This window comes from Modicisalibacter luteus DSM 23508, from assembly GCF_000378505.1.
Lineage (GTDB): Bacteria > Pseudomonadota > Gammaproteobacteria > Pseudomonadales > Halomonadaceae > Modicisalibacter > Modicisalibacter luteus.
The window spans coordinates 222756-239437 of record NZ_KB899993.1 but is presented as its reverse complement, the minus strand read 5'-3'; the positions used below and the strand labels follow the sequence as shown (position 1 = coordinate 239437).

Genomic DNA, 16682 nt, shown 5'->3' with positions numbered 1-16682 from the left:
CCGCGACTTGACCGGTTGCGCAAAGGCTAAACCAGCCGCCCCTCACGTAGGCGGATTGTCCTATCGACTTGCGACAGGACCGAGTCATCGTGTGCCAGATAAATCACGGTACGCCCGGCCAACCAAGGATCGAGACGTTCAGCGATACGTGATGCGGTCGCTGCATCCAGTCCGGAAAATGGCTCGTCGAGAATCACAAGACCCGGATCGCTCAGCAGCACCCGAGCCAAGGCCACGCGTCGGGCCTGGCCACCGGAAAGCTGACGCCCTGACTCACCGACCCACGTGTCCAGGCCCTGTGGCAGCTCACGTGCCCAGGCTGCCAGATCGACGATACCCAACACGTCCCATAACCGCGCGTCGTCGGCCTGGGCATCGCCCAACCTCAGGTTGGCTGCCAGCGTGTCGTGAAAAAGCTCGGCTTGCTGGGTCAGGTAACCGATACGCGAGCGTAGATCGGCCAATGTCACCTGGCCTACGTCCTTACCACCAATGACGACCTGGCCCTGCTCAGGTTCGATCAGCCGAGCGGCCAGCCTGGCGACACTCGATTTGCCGGCCCCGGACGCACCCAGCAACGCGACACGTTCACCGGCCTGAATGCTCAACGACACATGATCGAGTGCCGGGGTCACGCTACGCACCTCGGTAGGCAATCCCGAGCCGGAGTAGTCCAGCGAGATATCAACCAAGTCGAGGGAGAGCGCCCCCGTCGGCAAGGTATCAGCGGATTGCGGATCGGTAATCGCACCCTGTAGCGAGGCAATCCCATTGAGTCGTTCGGCTGCGGCCAAGGTACTGCCGAAATGCGTGAACCCACCAGGCAAGCTTGCCAGTGCTTCGTTCATGGCGAGAACAGCCAAGGGCATCATGACCATGACTGGGCCTCTTATCTCGCCAGCGCTGAACGCTCTGGCCCCCAGCCACAGCGCCAACACCGCACTCAGCGTAACGCCCATGCCTACCAAGGCGTTGCCCAGCGCCTGGTAGCGCCCCAATCGCCGTTGATCCTCGTACAAGGCTTGCTCTTCATCGGCCAATCTACGGCGATGCGAAGCCAGCGTGTCATAGCAGCGCAACTCGGCCAGGCCTTGCATCTGTTCGACACTCCGCATGCGTAGGCGATCAAGAGTCGCTATCCTGCGTCGACTGGCCGCCAGGCCGAGACGGGCCTGCCCTACTACCAGCCACAGCCATAGCCCAAGCAAGGGAATGGTTACCACGATGCCGATACCAGGCGCGAATAGCCCAAGCAGGACACCGATTCCGGCGATCGCCAGCAATGCCACCAGCGGCGGCGCCAGCAACCGTAGGTAGAGACTATCCAGGGCATCGATGTCCGCCGTCAGGCGATTGAGCCATTCGGAGGCGCGCAACTGGCCCATCACTCGCTCATCAAGGCGGGTCATGGCGGTGAACATGCCCGCACGCAAATCGGCAAGCAGGCGTAATACCGTATCGTGGTTATAGGTTCGCTCGACATAGCGAACCACGCTTCGCCCGACGGCAAAGAAACGGATGCCGGCTCCGGGACGGTAGATATCGAGCGTACTCTGGATGCCTGCAGCGAGCATCACGCCGGTGATCGCCGTCGCCGTGATGAACCAGCCGGACAATGCCAGCAGGCCAATCGCAGCGATGACTGTCAGCAGCATCAACAAGCTCCCCAGCCACAACCGGCGTTGCCGCCGGCCAAGGACCTTCATCCAGGGACGAAAGGTAGCAATCAGCGTTGCGTCATTGCTCGATTTCATTGCGTCCTCGTCGTTGGGGATCGATCACCCGGCCCTCGTGCAGCCTGATCACCCGGTCTGCCATCTCGAATAGTGCCGGATGGTGTGTAGCCACGATCAAGGTCCTGCCTTCATCGATCAGGTGCCGTAGCGACTCGACGACCTGCGCCTCGGTGTCAGCATCCAGGCTGACGGTCGGCTCATCGAGCAGCACAAGCGGCGCCTGCGAGAGAAAAACGCGCGCCAGCGCCAGACGCTGGCCCTGGCCACCTGAAAGGCCCAGCCCACGCTCTCCCAGGGGAGTCTCAAGCCCGTCAGGCAGCGTGTCGATCAACGCTTCCAGCCCAGCCTGACGGACGGCGTGACGCAGCCGTTCATCGTCCGCGTCGGGCGCGGCCAAGCGTAGATTCTCGGCCAAGCTGCCCTTGACCAGCCAAGGCCGTTGATCCATCCAGGCGATGGGTGACGCGGGTGACACCTCGCTACGCCCCTCGTCGGGGGTAACCAATCCGGCCAGTAGATGCAGCAAGGTTGACTTGCCAGTTCCCGAAGGCCCTACCACGGCCAGGCACTCACCCGGTTCCACGACGAGATCCAGCGGTCCGAGTACTCGGCCGCGCTCGGGATAGCTCACGACAGCGCCCTCGAGACGGATACGAGATCCCCTCACCTTTTCTGTGGCGGTAGCTTCAGACGAAGAAGGTTTCGCGGGAAGCGGACGCTTGAGTAGCTTCACCAGTCCGTCTGCGGCTCCCAATGCTGCAGCCCGGTCGTGATAATGCTGAGACAGGGTGCGTAACGGCTGGAAGAATTCCGGGGCCATCAGCAGAATGAACAAGCCACTAAATAGTGTCAGCTCATCGGCAGGCCCAAAGGAGATGTAGCCCAGCAGTCCGAACCCGATATAGATAGCGACGACAGCAATCGCCACCGACGCGAAGAACTCGAGTACGGCCGATGAGAGAAAAGCGATACGCAGCGTACGCATGCTGCGCTGCCGATAATCGTCCGCCGCCGTGAATACCTCATCGACGCTTCGCTCGGTATGGTTGAAAAGTTGCAGGGTCGTTATGCCACGCACCCGATCGAGAAAATGGCCGGCCAGACGGGTCACGGCCAGAAACTGCTCGCGGTTGAGGCGCTCGGCACCCATGCCCACCAAGGCCATGAACAAGGGAATCAAGGGAGCCGACAGGAGCAGAAACAGCGCCGCCAACCAGTCGAGCCACAGCACAACGAACAATATGAGCAATGGTAACAAGACCGCCAGGCGAAGCTGGGGCAGAAAGCGTGCAAAATAGCCATCCAACGCCTCAACCTGCTCGACCAATTGGCCGCCAAGTCCCGCGCTGTGCTGATCGCTGAGTCGCTGGGGCCCTAACGCTGCCAGGTGATCCAGCAGCTCGGCGCGGATGCGCGAACGCACCCGCAGCCCCGCCTCGACACCGGCGCTTTCCTGGCCCCACTGCGCCATGGCACGCAATATGATGACTAAAACCAGCCCCATGAAAGGCAACAATAGCTCGTCGACCAGGACACCGTTCATGGTCAGGCGGCTAACGATCCATGCAAGCAGGCCCATTTGCACTATGGTCAGGCACCCCGCGACCAGCCCCAGCCCAACTCCCTGCATCAATAGAGTACGTACGTGTGTCGCCTGATGGCGCAGCCAGCCTCGTGGGGTTAAATCGGACTCCACCATAAGCGGTCAGTGATACCCCTCACCCGGCCGTACCTTGCCTCGGAATACCCAATACGCCCAAGCGGTGTAGGCAAGGATGATAGGAATAACGAACAACGTCCCGATCAACAGGAACAACTGCGAACTCGGCGAAGCAGCGGCATCCCACAAGGTATGGTTGGGCGGAACGACGTATGGCCAGCGGCTGACCAGCAGGCCCAGATAGGTAAAGATGAACATGCTCAAGGTGGCCAAGAAAGGCAACCTGTCGCGCCGCTTTCTAACCGCCCAGAACAGCAATGCTGCGCTGAACATCGCCATAGCCGGCAATATCCAGATCACGTGAATGTTGCTGAACCAGCGGTTCCAGACATTGGGATCGACGTACGGCGTCCACAAGCTGACGATGGCGAACACCAACAGCACGATGGCAAGCAGCTTTGGCACTAGACGGTAGGCCCACTCCTGGATTGCGCCCTCGGTCTTCATGATGATCCAGGTCGCCCCCAGCAGTGCCAACCCCGCCATCATGCCCAGGCCGGTCATGACGGTAAACGGTGTCAGCCAGTCAAACGGGCCGCCGGCAAAGGTCCGGCTTTCGGTTTCAAAGCCAAGGATGTACGCGCCTACCACCGCACCCTGAGCGAAAGCCGCCACCGCGGAGCCGCCAGTAAAAGCCAGATTCCACCATTTGCGCGACCGATGGGACTTGAAACGGAGTTCGAACGCCACGCCTCGAAAAATCAGCGCAGCGACCATCAGAAATATCCCGATATAGAGCGCTGGCAAAACGATGGTATAAACCAGCGGGAACGCCCCCAACAGAGTCGTGCCCGCCAGAACCAACCAGGTTTCGTTACCATCCCAGATAGGCGCGCCGGTATTCATCATGACGTCGCGGGCTTCCTCGTCGGGAGCCAACGGGAAGAGCATGCCCATGCCCAGCACGAAACCGTCCAACAGCACGTACATGATGATGCTGAAGGCGAGGATGACAGCCCAGATGGTAGATAAAACGTAAGTATCCATAACGACTATCCCCTCCTTGGTGCAACATCGTCATTGTCGAACGACACATGCGAGGCCGACATGGGTCGCATGGCCCGATGGCTTTCATCGGTACTGGTCTCGCCCTCCTGAATTCCCTTGCGAATTACCCGGGTAAGGTAATAGAGCCCAGCCCAGAAGATGATGGCGTAGACCGCGATATAGCCCAGCAGCGTAAACAGTACCATGCCGGTACTCAGCGACGGCGTGACCCCCTCGGAATGAGTCATCATTCCATACACCATCCAAGGCGCCCGCCCGGTTTCAGTCGTGATCCAGCCGGCAAGCAAGGCTATGAACGGAGTCACGCTCATCAGTCTCAGCCCCTGCAGGAACCACCGGCTGGTATAGACTTTCCCGCCGCGGCGCAATACCAGCCCGACTACAGCAAACACAATCATCAACACCCCCAGCCCCACCATGATGCGGAAACCGAAGAAGGTGAACCACACAGGAGGCTGCTTGTCCCGGGCTACCTCATTCAATCCGGGCAGCTCAGCGTTGGGATCGTGGGCCAGGATCAGGCTACCCAATTTTGGAATACCAATCTCGAAGTGGTTTGTCTGGTTTTCCTGGTCGGGAATCGCAAAAAGCAGTAATGGTACGGATTCCTCGGTTTCCCAGATGGCCTCTATCGCCGAGATCTTGGCCGGCTGATGCTCCAGTGTATTCAGGCCATGAAAGTCACCGATTACCGCCTGAGCCGGCGCTGCGAACAGCAACAGCCACAAGGTCATCGACAATGCTTTCTTGTTGGCCTCTACATCATGTCTGCGCAGCAAGAACCAGGCACTGACCCCCGCCACAACAAAGCCGCCCGCCAGGAAGGACGCCATAAGAAAGTGTGTCAGCCGATAAGGGAAAGACGGGTTAAAGATCGCATCGAACCAGGACGTGATATGAAACACGCCATCGCGGAACTCGAAGCCATCGGGTGTATGCATCCAGCTATTGCCAGCAAGGATCCAGAACGACGATATCAGCGTACCCAGAGCGACCATGATGGCAGCGAACAAATGCACCCCAGGTGAGACGCGATCACGGCCAAACAACAGCACACCCAGAAAACCAGCTTCCAGGAAGAAAGCCGTCAGCACTTCGTAGCTGAGCATGGGGCCGAAAAAGTTAGCCGTGGCCTGAGAAAAGTTGCTCCAGTTCGTGCCGAACTGAAAAGCCATGACGATGCCCGACACCACGCCCATGCCAAAGACAACGGCAAACACCTTGGTCCAGAAGATCGACAACCTTTCCCAAGCTGGATTGCCCGTCGTGACAAAAAGCCCCTGAAGCAGGGCCACAAACGAAGCCATGCCGATTGAAAACGCGGGAAATATCGCGTGAAAAGAGACAACGAAAGCGAACTGCAATCGCGATAGAAGTATCGGATCAAGTTCCATGGCTTCTCCTTGACATTAGTCGTGGTTCAGAGGCAGCCGTTGATGCGTTTTCGGGGTATTCCCGGTTGTTGTCACTCGGGCCAGCCGGCCGTCGCGCATTCGTAAACGACACACAGAGGATAGTCATTCATACAGCTTGTGCAGCGAAACAAACTGTATCCAGACGTAGAGCTATCTTGCTAATGCCATGCTACGCATTTGACAGCGCTGCCTGAAGCGAAGCTCCCCGCCTTAGGTGTGTCTCGTTGACGCAGTTGAGGGATTTCACCGCGTGGTCGTTTGTCGCAGCCACTCGCAACCGTTGGCTCAAACCGTCTGGCCAATGACTGCCGAGCCGATTAGATAGGCGTTGTAGCCAAGGTAGGCCACCAGCAGTAACGTGGCTTCGGGACGGGAGACACGCCCCGGGCCACCCCGGCCAAGGCAAAAAAGAGCCATGGCCAACGTCAGTACTGCCATGACGGGCCAGTCTCGGTAGAGGGCTTCCGATACGCTATCGATCGGCGAAATGATGCCGGCCAGTCCGACCACAGCGAGGGTGTTATAAAGATTGGACCCCACCACGTTGCCGAGCACTATGTCGTGTTCTTGCTTGCGTACGGCACTGATCGACGAAGCCAACTCAGGTAGCGAGGTCCCGATAGCGACAACGGTCAGCCCGATAATCAAGTCACTGACCCCCATTGCCTCGGCCACACTCACCGCCCCCCAGACCAGCAGCCGAGAACTGGCAATGAGCACCACCAGCCCGGCCACGGTCCAGAACAGGCCCTGCCTTAGCGACAGCTTCTGCACTGCCACCTGGTTCTCATCCGGCGTGGTGGCCTGGTTTACAGCTCGCTGGCGTGCGCGCAGGATGCTAAGGATAATGACCGATAACAGCAGGAACAGCAGCAATGCCGCGTCAATTCGCGAGATTGTGCCATCGATTAACAAGGCACCGGAAAGCAGGGTGACGGCTCCCAGAAACGGCAATTCCAGGCGAAGCAGCTGACGAGGCACCGCCAACGGGCTCAGCAACGCCACTACCCCTAGTATCAAGCCAATGTTGGCGATGTTCGAGCCATAGGCGTTGCCCAGGGCCAAGCCGGGGCTGCCCTGAATGGCAGCCAGGGCCGATACCACCATTTCCGGTGCAGAGGTACCGAAGCCGATAATCAGCAAGCCAACCAGAAGTGGCGGCATTCCAAGATGAAATGCGGTCGCCGCCGCGCCGTCAATGAAGCGATCAGCGCTCCAGGCCAGCAAAACGAGCCCGACAATGATCGCCACTAGAGGAAGCCACACGTCCCTGTCTCCTCCTGTTGGATGAGCATGCCGGTGTCAGAATCCCTTTCGACACCGGCATGTCATATGTGAATCACGCTGAGATAACGGTATAAACAAGATAACCGGTGTACCCAAGGTATGTGGCAAGCAAAGCGGCCGCCTCAAGACGGTTGATCCGCCCCTGACCTCGCCAGCCAATACCGAAGATGACTACGGCCAAAGTCAGCGCGGCCATGACAGGCCAGTCGCGGGCCAGGGCCTCGGAAACGGAGTGAATCGGCGCAATTACCCCAGCCAGACCTACGACACCCAAGGTGTTGAACAGATTGGAGCCGACCACGTTGCCCAAGACCAGGTCATGTTCGTTCTTGCGCACGGCACTGATTGACGAGGCCAGCTCAGGCAGGGAAGTTCCCACGGCGACGACAGTCAGGCCAATGATGAGATCACTGACACCAAACGTCTGGGCAATATAGACGGCACCCCACACCAGCATCCGTGAGCTGGCGATCAGCAGGACAAGCCCGACCAAGGTCCAGACTATTCCAGCCTTCAGGCTCATGGTGTTTTCCGAAATGTCCTGCTCGGTATTCACGCCAAGGGCATCGCCATTTCCCTGACGGGCACGCCAGATACTGAAGCCCATGACAATAAAAAGCAGGACGATCAGGATCGTGGCATCAAGCCGGGAAATACTTCCATCCCACAGAAACCAGGCCGAGATCAACGTGACCAAGCCAAGCAGGGGCAACTCTTGTTTCAACACCTGAGAATGAACCGCAAGCGGGCTCATCAAGGCAACCAAGCCGAGAATCAACCCGATGTTGGTAATGTTCGAGCCATAGGCATTGCCCAATGCCAGGCCGGGATTGCCTTGGCCGGCAGCCAGGGCAGATACCATCAATTCAGGCGCTGAAGTGCCGAAGCCGATGACCAGCATCCCGATGAGCAGGGTCGGCACCCCCAGGTGATTTGCGGTAGCGGCAGCGCCATCCACAAAGCGATCTGCACTCCAGACCAATATGATCAATCCTACGACGATGGCGGCAATGGCCATTAACACGGTATTTCTCCCTTCCCGATGAGTGTGCCCATAGCGAAGCATGACCGCTTACGGACAACAAGGTGGATGCGCTACGCAGGTAAAGCATGGTCGGCACGATGCACAAGTGCAACGACACTGGTTCGTACCACGCAACCAGTAAGGTTACACTGTTCATACGTCAAGGAACGATTTTTATCGTCAGGTGTCGGCAGGAAGCTAGCTCGTGGACCTACGTTCTACATCAATGACTTCGGAGCCTTTCGCTCAAGACATGCGTCCGGAAAGCCCAACGCCCCGGCAAACACGGCGGCGCTTGCGCGTCTGTCACGAGTGCGACTGGCTGGTAGCCTTGCCGCCACTGCGCGCCAGGCAAAAAGCCGATTGTCCCCGTTGTGGCCACACCCTGGCGACACGCCACCATCAACCTGCCGAGCGTTGCCTGGCGCTGGGCATCGCGGCGCTGATAGCCTTGGTCCTCTCCGTCTCGTTCGACTTCGTCAGCTTTGAAGTCAGCGGGGTCAGCAATCGTATCGAGCTTCCTCAGACGGCAGCCACCCTGATCGACTTTGATCAATCCCTCGTTGCCATCACCGTGGCGCTGACGATTATGGTGTTGCCGGCTGTCTATCTGGCGGGAGTCATCTGGCTGCATGCCGGCCTGATGTATCGCATACCGCTGCCTGCCAGCCGTTACATCGCCCGTGCCCTGGCCCATCTACACCCCTGGATGATGGCCGACGTATTCATCATCGGTGCTCTGGTCAGCCTTATTAAGATCGCCGGGTTGGCAAGTGTCACCCTGGGCATCTCGTTCTGGGCCTTCTGTTGTTTCGCCGTCCTGTTACTGGCCACAACCCAATCCATCGACAGCGACTGGATGTGGTTCTCTCTGGCTGGCGAACCGCTGGCTCCGGAAGGCAGCCGGGCCGGTTCCGTCGCTGCACCTCAGGGGCTCAGTGGCTGCCCGACCTGCGGCCTGGTCAATCGCCTCGACGAACGTAGGCACGGCCGTTGTCGTCGCTGCGGTGAACGCCTGCATGCACGGCTGCCGCATAGCCTGCAACGTACCTGGGCACTGCTGTTCGCTTCTGCGGTGGCATATGTTCCAGCCAATATCTTTCCGATCATGACCACCACCTACCTTGGCAGCAGCGATCCGCAGACGATCATTGGTGGTGTGGTGGAGCTCTGGCAGGCAGGCTCGATTCCGGTGGCGCTGGTCATCTTCATCGCTAGCGTGCTGGTCCCGGTCGGCAAGCTGATCGCGCTGGCCTGGCTGTGCATCGCGGCCCGCCGCAGCTCGGGCTACCACCCCGTCACGCGCACTCGGCTCTACCGCCTGACGGAATTCATTGGCCGCTGGTCCATGGTCGATATTTTCGTGGTGGCGATTCTGGTGGCCCTGATCCGCGCCGACGCGCTGATGACCATAACACCGGGGCCTGCCGCCCTGGCCTTTGCCAGTGTCGTGGTACTGACCATGCTGGCTGCCATCACTTTCGATCCACGCTTGTTGTGGGAATCCTCCCCGCTCGAAACGTCTGACAAGGAAGCTCGTCATGCCTGAAGCGCATCGCGCTGAACGTCACCGTCAATCCCGCCTGTCGCCCATATGGATCGTACCGCTGGTCGCCGTGATCATCGGGTTGTGGCTGGTCTACGACAACTATGCCAAGCGGGGGCCCGAAATCACGCTGGAGATGCCTAATGCGGAAGGCATCGAGGCAGGCAAGACGCTGATCAAGACACGCAATGTCGAGGTTGGCCGTGTTACCGGGGTGCGCTTGTCGGATGACCTCACCCATACCGTAGTGACGGCACGCATGGCGGAGGATACCGACCGGTTACTTAACGAAGGCACCAGGTTCTGGGTCGTCAAGCCGCGTATCGGGCGAGAAGGCATCAGCGGCCTGGGCACCGTGCTGTCGGGTGCATACATCCAATTGCAGCCTGGCAACAACGAGCTGCCTCAATATCATTTCGAAGTCCTCGAACAACCCCCGGTTGCCCCCCCCAATGCCGAAGGGATTCGCATCAACCTCGTCAGTGAAATGGGCAGCTCGCTCAACGTCGGCGACCCGGTCACCTACCAGGGCTTTACCGTAGGCCGGGTGGAAAATACCGAGTTCGATCCCAACAAGCGCGAGATGCGCCACCGTTTGTTCATCGAAGCGCCATATGATGTGCTGGTAACCGAAAGTACGCGCTTCTGGACAGCAGCCGCGATCAGCCTGAACCTGGATTCCGAAGGGTTCCGGGCCAACGTCGAGTCGCTCGAGACGCTGGTCGGCGGTGGTGTAACGTTCGGCGTACCCTCGGATATCCCCATGGGTCCTGTGGCATCGCCGGACACGACCTATCGACTCTATTCAGACGAGGAAAGCGCCCTCCAGGGCACCTTCAATCGCTATCTGGAATACGTACTCTTGATCGACGATACGGTGCGCGGCCTGTCACGCGGCTCGCCTGTAGAATACCGAGGCGTACGTGTCGGTACGGTAGTCAGTGTCCCGTGGCATTTCAGTGCGCCACAGCCTGACACGCGGCAGCGTTTTGCCATCCCTGTGCTGGTCCGCATCGAACCCCAGCGTCTTGGCAGTAACGACGATGCCCCCGATATCGATCTGGACGCGTGGCGCGAGCGAATCAGTCGCATGTTCGACCACGGCCTGAGAGCCTCGCTTAAAACCGGTAACCTGCTTACCGGAGCGATGTTCGTAGATCTCAACTTCCAAGAGGACGCCGATGAGTATCAGCGCGAGACCTTTGACGGCGTGACCGTGTTCCCCACTACAGCCGGCGGATTCGCGCAGATCGAACAACAGGTCTCCAACCTGCTCGAGAAGCTTAACAAACTGGAGATCGAGCCTATCCTGACAGGGCTGGACCAGAACCTGCAGTCCTCGCAGTCAGTCCTTGCCGAGGTTCGCAATACGGCAGAATCCTTGCAGGCGCTGCTGGATGATCCGAAGACCGGGGATCTGCTGGAAAATATCAACGCGTCGCTGCGCGAACTGCGTCAGACGCTTCAGGGGCTCTCCCCCGAATCGGATGCGTATCGCGAGTTGACGGAAACGCTGGAGAGCCTCGATCAGCTGATCCGCGATCTTCAGCCGATCGCCAGAACGTTGAGCGAGCAGCCCAGCGCCCTGATCTTCGACCGTAGCGGCGGCACAGATCCGGTTCCCAGGGCCCCGAGTCGCTGAGTGTTGCCGGCGCCCAGACGGCGCCGGCAGAAGATTTACCAACGGAGGACGACACCACGATGCGAGTCCTGTTCTTGCTTTTGCTGATGGTTTGGCTGACGGGGTGTGCCGCGGGTGGCGGTGGCTCCTCGCTGGAGCGCTATACGCTGCCACCAGGCACTTATACTGCCGAACAGACAGAGCCATCGCCCGAACGCACCCTGATCATCGATAGTGTTCAGCTAGCCAACTATCTTGCGGGGCAAGGCATCGTCCTGCAGCGTAACGATGTTTTGATGCATCAAGCCAGCTCCCACTTGTGGGCCGAGGATCTGGGCCGACAGTTGCGCCGTGGCCTTCGTCAGCGGCTGGCTGAGCGTCTGCCCGACACTCGCGTGCTGGATAGTGGCAACACCAGTAATGCCTGGCATCTCCGCATGGAAGTCGATGAATTCCAGGGTCGCTACGATGGCATGGCCGTGGCCGGAGGCCGCTGGCAACTCCGTGATGCCGACGGCGAGATCCTGACGGTCGAGCCCTTCTCTGCAAGTGTCCCACTGACCAGCGATGGCTACCCGGCCCTTGTCCGCGCCTTGGGCAAGAGCTGGGACGAAGTGGCCAACAACGTGGCCCAACGCATCCGGGCTCTCTAAGCCGCGCTCCGATCGGCGTGCATCATGCATGACTTTCTGTCATGATGCGCGTCGCGGCTTTTTCGTCCCCCTGCTGCGCCTCCACTGTCACCGTTTTTTTCTACGCATTGGCCCGGGACGCACCCTTCAGGTGTGCGGCAAGTGCGTTTATCCGGAGCTTGCATGAGTTTTTCCGACCTTGGCCTGCGCACCGAACTGCTACGTGCCGTCGAAGAGCAGGGCTATTCTACACCGACCCCTATCCAGCGCCAGGCGATACCCGCCGTGCTCAAGGGCGGTGATCTGCTGGCCAGCGCCCAGACGGGCACTGGCAAGACCGCGGGGTTCACCCTGCCCCTGCTGCAACGCCTTAGTGCTGGTGGCCGCCCCGGCCCCCGTCAGGTACGTGCCTTGGTTCTCACCCCGACACGCGAACTTGCCGCCCAGGTCGGTGACAACGTGGCTACTTACGGGCGTTATCTCAAGCTGCGTTCACACGTCATCTTCGGGGGCGTTGGCGCCCAGCCACAGATCGATGCCATCCGTCCGGGGCTCGATATCCTCGTTGCAACTCCTGGCCGCCTGCTGGATCTGCATCAGCAGCGCCATATCGACCTGTCACAGGTCGAGACGCTGGTACTCGATGAAGCCGATCGCATGCTCGACATGGGCTTCATTCATGACATCAAGAAACTGCTGAAGCTGCTGCCGGTCAAGCGACAGAACCTACTGTTCTCGGCGACCTTTTCCGACGAGATCCAACAGCTCGCTGGCAAGTTGCTGGACCAACCCACAATGATCGAAGTCGCACGCCGCAATACCACGGCCGAGACTGTCGATCAGGCCGTCTATAGTGTGGACAGGGAAAAGAAGCGCGACTTGCTGGCCCACCTGATCAAGCGCCATCAGTGGTACCAAGTGTTGGTATTCACGCGCACCAAGCATGGGGCCAACCGGCTTGCAGAACAGCTGGGCAAGCAGGATATTCCAGCCATGGCCATCCATGGTAACAAGAGCCAGTCCGCACGCACCCGTGCGCTGGCTGCCTTCAAGGATGGAAGCCTCCAAGTGCTGGTGGCAACTGACATCGCCGCCCGCGGCCTCGATATCAGTGAGCTACCCCACGTCGTCAACTTCGAGCTTCCTAACGTCGCTGAAGATTACGTCCATCGTATTGGACGTACCGGTCGGGCCGGTAGCGAAGGTCAGGCAGTCTCGCTGGTCTGTGTCGACGAACATGGCCTGTTGCGAAACATCGAGAAGCTGATCAAGCGCGACCTGCCCAAGCATGTCGAGACGGGATTCGAGCCCGACCCCAACGCCAAGCCTGAGCCCATCGAGAACGGTCGCCGCAGTGGCAATGGTCGACAGCAGCCACGCAACAAGGCTGCAAGCCCTCGTCAAGGGAAGTCGCAGAACGATTCACGCAACGACACCCAGCAACGCCAGGGTGACAATCCCGCCAACAAGCGCCGCCGCCGCCGTCCCCAACGTTCCCAGCAAGCCTGATCACGCTCACGCCGGCACCGACATCGCTCGGTGCCGGCGACCTTGCGTTGAAGCCCAGGCCCTTGATGCCGCATGGCATCAATTGTTTCAACTCGCCTGGCCGAGTACTCTTATGCTTTGCAAAAGATTGACTTGTCTCACTTTTTATCGAGAGATCCTGTGTGAGCGCTTCCGTCGAGGACGACGATCAATACTGCATTGCTCTGCAACCTGTATGCGATGCGCATTTTCATCATGTTGGCGATGAACTGCTCTATCGATCATCACCGCAGGCAAACACGGCTGAAATATCCGACCCTCTGCTGGCCACCGCTCGCGCCTGCAGTGCTGCCATCTACGATATCGGCCTGGAAAAACTGGTCGGAAATCGCTGGCTGTTCCTGAATGTCTCTAGCGAGTGGCTAGCCCGCCCCGAGTTGCTGCCCACGCCAGCGGAACAGATCGTCATCGAGATAACCGAATCGGTTGCCGCGGATAGCGAAACCATTCGTGCCATCCAAGTCATCAAGGCTTATGGCTACCGCATCTCGTGGACCTTGGGAAGCGATGACAGCCGCACTCGCATGCTTGGCGAACTCGCGGATATCATCAAGGTCGATACGACCCAGCCCTACGACAAGAAAGCCATTCAGTCGCTGGACAATGGCGAGCGCACATTCCTTGCCGAGAAGGTCGATGATCTGGACGTCTTCAAACGTTACAGATCGCTGGGTTTTCGGTTATTCCAAGGCTATTTCTTTGCCAAGCCGAAGACTCATGCCTCAAGCATGAACGCGCGCCGTGGCAATCAGAGCATTCAGTTGAGGCTGATTACCGAACTCTACCGCGACACGGTGAATCTCGACGAACTCGCCAAGCTCATTGCCCAGGATCCGTACCTTTATGTCACGGTGCTCAAGCGTGCCAACTCGGGGTATTTCGGCCAAGGCAGGCAGATAACCCAACTCAAGCGCAGCCTGCAATTACTGGGTTTGATCGAGCTGCGTACCTTGGTTGCCACCGTGATGTTGTCTCAGAACGGGCCGGTCTGTCGTTTGACCATAAAATTGGCATTGACCCGTGCGCTGATGTGCCGGCTGCTGGCCGATCCTTTCCCTGGTATCGACAGGGAAAGTGCTTTCACGGCAGGCCTGTTCTCGCTGATGGATGTGATGCTCGGCCTGCCCATGGAGACCTTGTTACACGAGGTCCCCTTGCCGGAAGACGTGATTGTCGCGCTGCGCTCTCGCGCAGGGAGCCTCGGTGCCCTGCTGACCCTGGCGGAGGATTACGAGAAGATGGCTGTCGATGACAGCGGGTCTACAGAACGCGCCCAGTTGCGCCGCTGTTATCTGCAAGCCAACGAAGAAGCGGATGCCCTGCTGCAATCGATCAAGACATTCGGTTAGGGCAATCGGTCTGGCCGATCAGATATCGGCCAGTTTCGCACGCAAACGCGCCACGGCCTGGCTATGAAGCTGGCACACGCGTGATTCACTGACTCCCAGAACCGCCCCAATCTCCTTGAGGTTCAAATCTTCCTGGTAGTAAAGGCCAAGCAGTAACTTTTCACGCTCGGGCAGGCGCTCAATGGCCGCTACCAGGCGCTGGCGCTGTTCGCCGCTGGCGAGGGCATCGAAAGGCGATTGTGGCGAACGCTCGTCCGCCTCGGGCTCGCCGCCTTCAGCCACGATATCCTCGTAGCCGAGCAGCTGCCCACCATTGGTGTCCGCCAGACGCTGATGATACTCCTCCAGACTCAACGACAGCGCTTCAGCGATCTCGCGCTCTTCTGCAGTGCGCCCCAGTTGCTGTTCCAGGCTGCGAATCATCTCTTCGATTTCGCGGGCATTGCGCCTGACACTGCGCGGTACCCAGTCGCGGCTACGCAACTCGTCGATCATCGCGCCGCGAATACGCTGGCTGGCATAAGTGGTAAAGCTGGCTCCCTGGGAGGAGTCATAACGTCCCAGAGAGTCCAGCAAGCCGAGCATGCCTGCCTGAATCAGATCATCAAGCTCGACGCTGGCCGGCAGCTTCACCTGAAGCGCCAGCGCCTGTCGCCGCACGATGGGAAGGTATTGATCGAGTAATGCGCGTTGGTCGATCTTGCCCTGTGCCGTGTACATTCCACTCGCCTCGAAAAGAGTAAGCGGCAGCACGTAAACATATGTGATTGGCTGCCGATATTTACATTATTGCGTTGTGCCGGCAGCGACCAAGCAACGAAAACCCCCTATTGCCATGGTTTATTCGTGCTTTAGCGACACGCGATGCACTCACTATCGAAAATCCACGATGACCTGAAGACCCTCAACGCGAAACGGCTTAGCCGGCTGACGCCCCTCGGGTAGGCGGAAACGGAAATGCAACGGTTGATCCGCCGCCAGGCCGGCCAAGGCACGGCTGGATCCACGTGCGCCTCCCAGGCGAATGCATTGCCGTGAAGCGCAGAGCCAGGCCTCAAGGAAAGGCTGGCCGGGGGGGCTCCGATATTGCCAGTGGATCTGACGAATACGAGTGCCCTTCATCAGATCACCGCGCGGCACCAATGGCTGCGATTCGACCGCCCGGCCAGCAGTGAACAATCGCACGCTCTCCCCAGCACTTACCCAACTACCCGGTGCGGCAATACTCGTTGTGGGGGCCAAGCTGCAGGCTGTCAGCATCAGCCAAGCAATACCTTTGAGGAGCCTCATCTACGCTTACTCTTGGGTTTCGCGAAACCGATCATGACGAGTTGGATTTCAAAGAAGTGGGATGCCGCATCGCGCAGATTACCCAGCAGGCCGGCACCTGATAGTAACGGCGGATGTACCATCAGCAGTCGACGCGGTGCCCCTGGATGCTGAGCCAATTGCTTCAACGTGCGGTAGGCGCGCCGAAAGCCATCCGCATCATCGTCCACCCAAAGGGCCCAGCGTTTCTGCTGGCTGGCCAACGCCGTGAAGTGCGGGCTTTGCACATCCAGTGCCACCACTCGCCAAGCCGAAGGGTCGCCGACCCATGATTGCCCCTGCTCATGCCAACGACGCAGCGCGTCAACGACAGGCTCAATATCGCTCCCCGCACCCTCCGGCAACCCCAGCGTCAACAAAACGCGTGAAGGCATAGCCTCGAAAGAAGGCTTGGGCTCTGCCGGCGCCATGGACTCAGCCCAGCGACGCAGTCCCGCCGCCTGATCCGTCTGACTCACCTGTTGCCT

General features: G+C 59.2%; 14 protein-coding genes. 5 read left to right on the top strand and 9 right to left on the bottom strand.

Annotation, left to right across the window (positions count from 1 at the left end):
• Positions 1-26: 26 nt before the first annotated feature.
• From cydC to F568_RS0109440, 6 genes are all read right to left on the bottom strand, one after another.
• Positions 27-1754 (bottom strand): thiol reductant ABC exporter subunit CydC, encoded by a 1728-nt coding sequence (gene cydC, locus F568_RS0109465; protein ID WP_019018480.1) that lies wholly within the window; start codon positions 1752-1754, stop codon positions 27-29.
• Positions 1738-3435, bottom strand: coding sequence for a thiol reductant ABC exporter subunit CydD (gene cydD, locus F568_RS0109460; RefSeq protein ID WP_019018479.1), 1698 nt, complete (start codon positions 3433-3435; stop codon positions 1738-1740). The genes cydC and cydD overlap by 17 nt, the downstream gene beginning before the upstream one ends.
• A gap of 6 nt (positions 3436-3441) precedes the next feature.
• Positions 3442-4443 (bottom strand): cytochrome d ubiquinol oxidase subunit II, encoded by a 1002-nt coding sequence (gene cydB / locus F568_RS0109455; protein WP_019018478.1) that lies wholly within the window; start codon positions 4441-4443, stop codon positions 3442-3444.
• A 5-nt stretch (positions 4444-4448) separates the two neighbouring features.
• Positions 4449-5858 (bottom strand): cytochrome ubiquinol oxidase subunit I, encoded by a 1410-nt coding sequence (locus F568_RS0109450; protein ID WP_019018477.1) that lies wholly within the window; start codon positions 5856-5858, stop codon positions 4449-4451.
• Positions 5859-6164: 306 nt separating this feature from the next.
• Positions 6165-7145: a calcium/sodium antiporter gene (locus F568_RS0109445; RefSeq protein ID WP_026300448.1), complete on the bottom strand. Its 981-nt coding sequence runs from the start codon at positions 7143-7145 to the stop codon at positions 6165-6167.
• A gap of 73 nt (positions 7146-7218) precedes the next feature.
• Positions 7219-8190: a calcium/sodium antiporter gene (locus F568_RS0109440; RefSeq protein ID WP_026300447.1), complete on the bottom strand. Its 972-nt coding sequence runs from the start codon at positions 8188-8190 to the stop codon at positions 7219-7221.
• A gap of 226 nt (positions 8191-8416) precedes the next feature.
• On the opposite strand from F568_RS0109440, the gene F568_RS0109435 reads away from it, so the two are divergent.
• The 5 genes from F568_RS0109435 (at position 8417) to F568_RS0109415 (ending at position 14886) form a co-directional block, all read left to right on the top strand.
• On the top strand, positions 8417-9739 hold the full coding sequence (locus tag F568_RS0109435) for a paraquat-inducible protein A (RefSeq protein WP_019018474.1): 1323 nt from the start codon (positions 8417-8419) through the stop codon (positions 9737-9739).
• Entirely contained in the window at positions 9732-11378 is a 1647-nt protein-coding gene (pqiB, locus tag F568_RS0109430; protein ID WP_019018473.1) for an intermembrane transport protein PqiB, read from the top strand. Before F568_RS0109435 ends, pqiB begins: the two co-directional genes overlap by 8 nt.
• A 59-nt stretch (positions 11379-11437) precedes the next feature.
• Positions 11438-12010: a PqiC family protein gene (locus tag F568_RS0109425; protein WP_019018472.1), complete on the top strand. Its 573-nt coding sequence runs from the start codon at positions 11438-11440 to the stop codon at positions 12008-12010.
• 162 nt (positions 12011-12172) lie between these two features.
• On the top strand, positions 12173-13498 hold the full coding sequence (locus tag F568_RS0109420) for a DEAD/DEAH box helicase (protein ID WP_019018471.1): 1326 nt from the start codon (positions 12173-12175) through the stop codon (positions 13496-13498).
• Between the two features lie 161 nt (positions 13499-13659).
• Positions 13660-14886 (top strand): EAL and HDOD domain-containing protein, encoded by a 1227-nt coding sequence (locus F568_RS0109415; RefSeq protein ID WP_019018470.1) that lies wholly within the window; start codon positions 13660-13662, stop codon positions 14884-14886.
• An 18-nt stretch (positions 14887-14904) separates the two neighbouring features.
• On the opposite strand, the gene F568_RS0109410 is transcribed toward F568_RS0109415, so the two are convergent.
• From F568_RS0109410 to F568_RS0109400, 3 genes are all read right to left on the bottom strand, one after another.
• On the bottom strand, positions 14905-15606 hold the full coding sequence (locus F568_RS0109410) for an RNA polymerase sigma factor FliA (protein ID WP_019018469.1): 702 nt from the start codon (positions 15604-15606) through the stop codon (positions 14905-14907).
• Between the two features lie 153 nt (positions 15607-15759).
• Positions 15760-16176: a flagellar protein FlhE gene (locus F568_RS0109405; protein ID WP_019018468.1), complete on the bottom strand. Its 417-nt coding sequence runs from the start codon at positions 16174-16176 to the stop codon at positions 15760-15762.
• Positions 16173-16673, bottom strand: coding sequence for a hypothetical protein (locus tag F568_RS0109400; protein ID WP_019018467.1), 501 nt, complete (start codon positions 16671-16673; stop codon positions 16173-16175). The genes F568_RS0109405 and F568_RS0109400 overlap by 4 nt, the downstream gene beginning before the upstream one ends.
• Positions 16674-16682: the final 9 nt, after the last annotated feature.

Bases quoted from the DNA above. Each gene is read 5' to 3' on its own strand.
- cydC (WP_019018480.1), bottom strand. From the start codon at position 1,754: ATGAAATCGAGCAATGACGCAACGCTGATTGCTACCTTTCGTCCCTGG.
- cydD (WP_019018479.1), bottom strand. From the start codon at position 3,435: ATGGTGGAGTCCGATTTAACCCCACGAGGCTGGCTGCGCCATCAGGCG.
- cydB (WP_019018478.1), bottom strand. From the start codon at position 4,443: ATGGATACTTACGTTTTATCTACCATCTGGGCTGTCATCCTCGCCTTC.
- F568_RS0109450 (WP_019018477.1), bottom strand. From the start codon at position 5,858: ATGGAACTTGATCCGATACTTCTATCGCGATTGCAGTTCGCTTTCGTT.
- F568_RS0109435 (WP_019018474.1), top strand. From the start codon at position 8,417: ATGACTTCGGAGCCTTTCGCTCAAGACATGCGTCCGGAAAGCCCAACG.
- pqiB (WP_019018473.1), top strand. From the start codon at position 9,732: ATGCCTGAAGCGCATCGCGCTGAACGTCACCGTCAATCCCGCCTGTCG.
- F568_RS0109425 (WP_019018472.1), top strand. From the start codon at position 11,438: ATGCGAGTCCTGTTCTTGCTTTTGCTGATGGTTTGGCTGACGGGGTGT.
- F568_RS0109420 (WP_019018471.1), top strand. From the start codon at position 12,173: ATGAGTTTTTCCGACCTTGGCCTGCGCACCGAACTGCTACGTGCCGTC.
- F568_RS0109410 (WP_019018469.1), bottom strand. From the start codon at position 15,606: ATGTACACGGCACAGGGCAAGATCGACCAACGCGCATTACTCGATCAA.
- F568_RS0109405 (WP_019018468.1), bottom strand. From the start codon at position 16,176: ATGAGGCTCCTCAAAGGTATTGCTTGGCTGATGCTGACAGCCTGCAGC.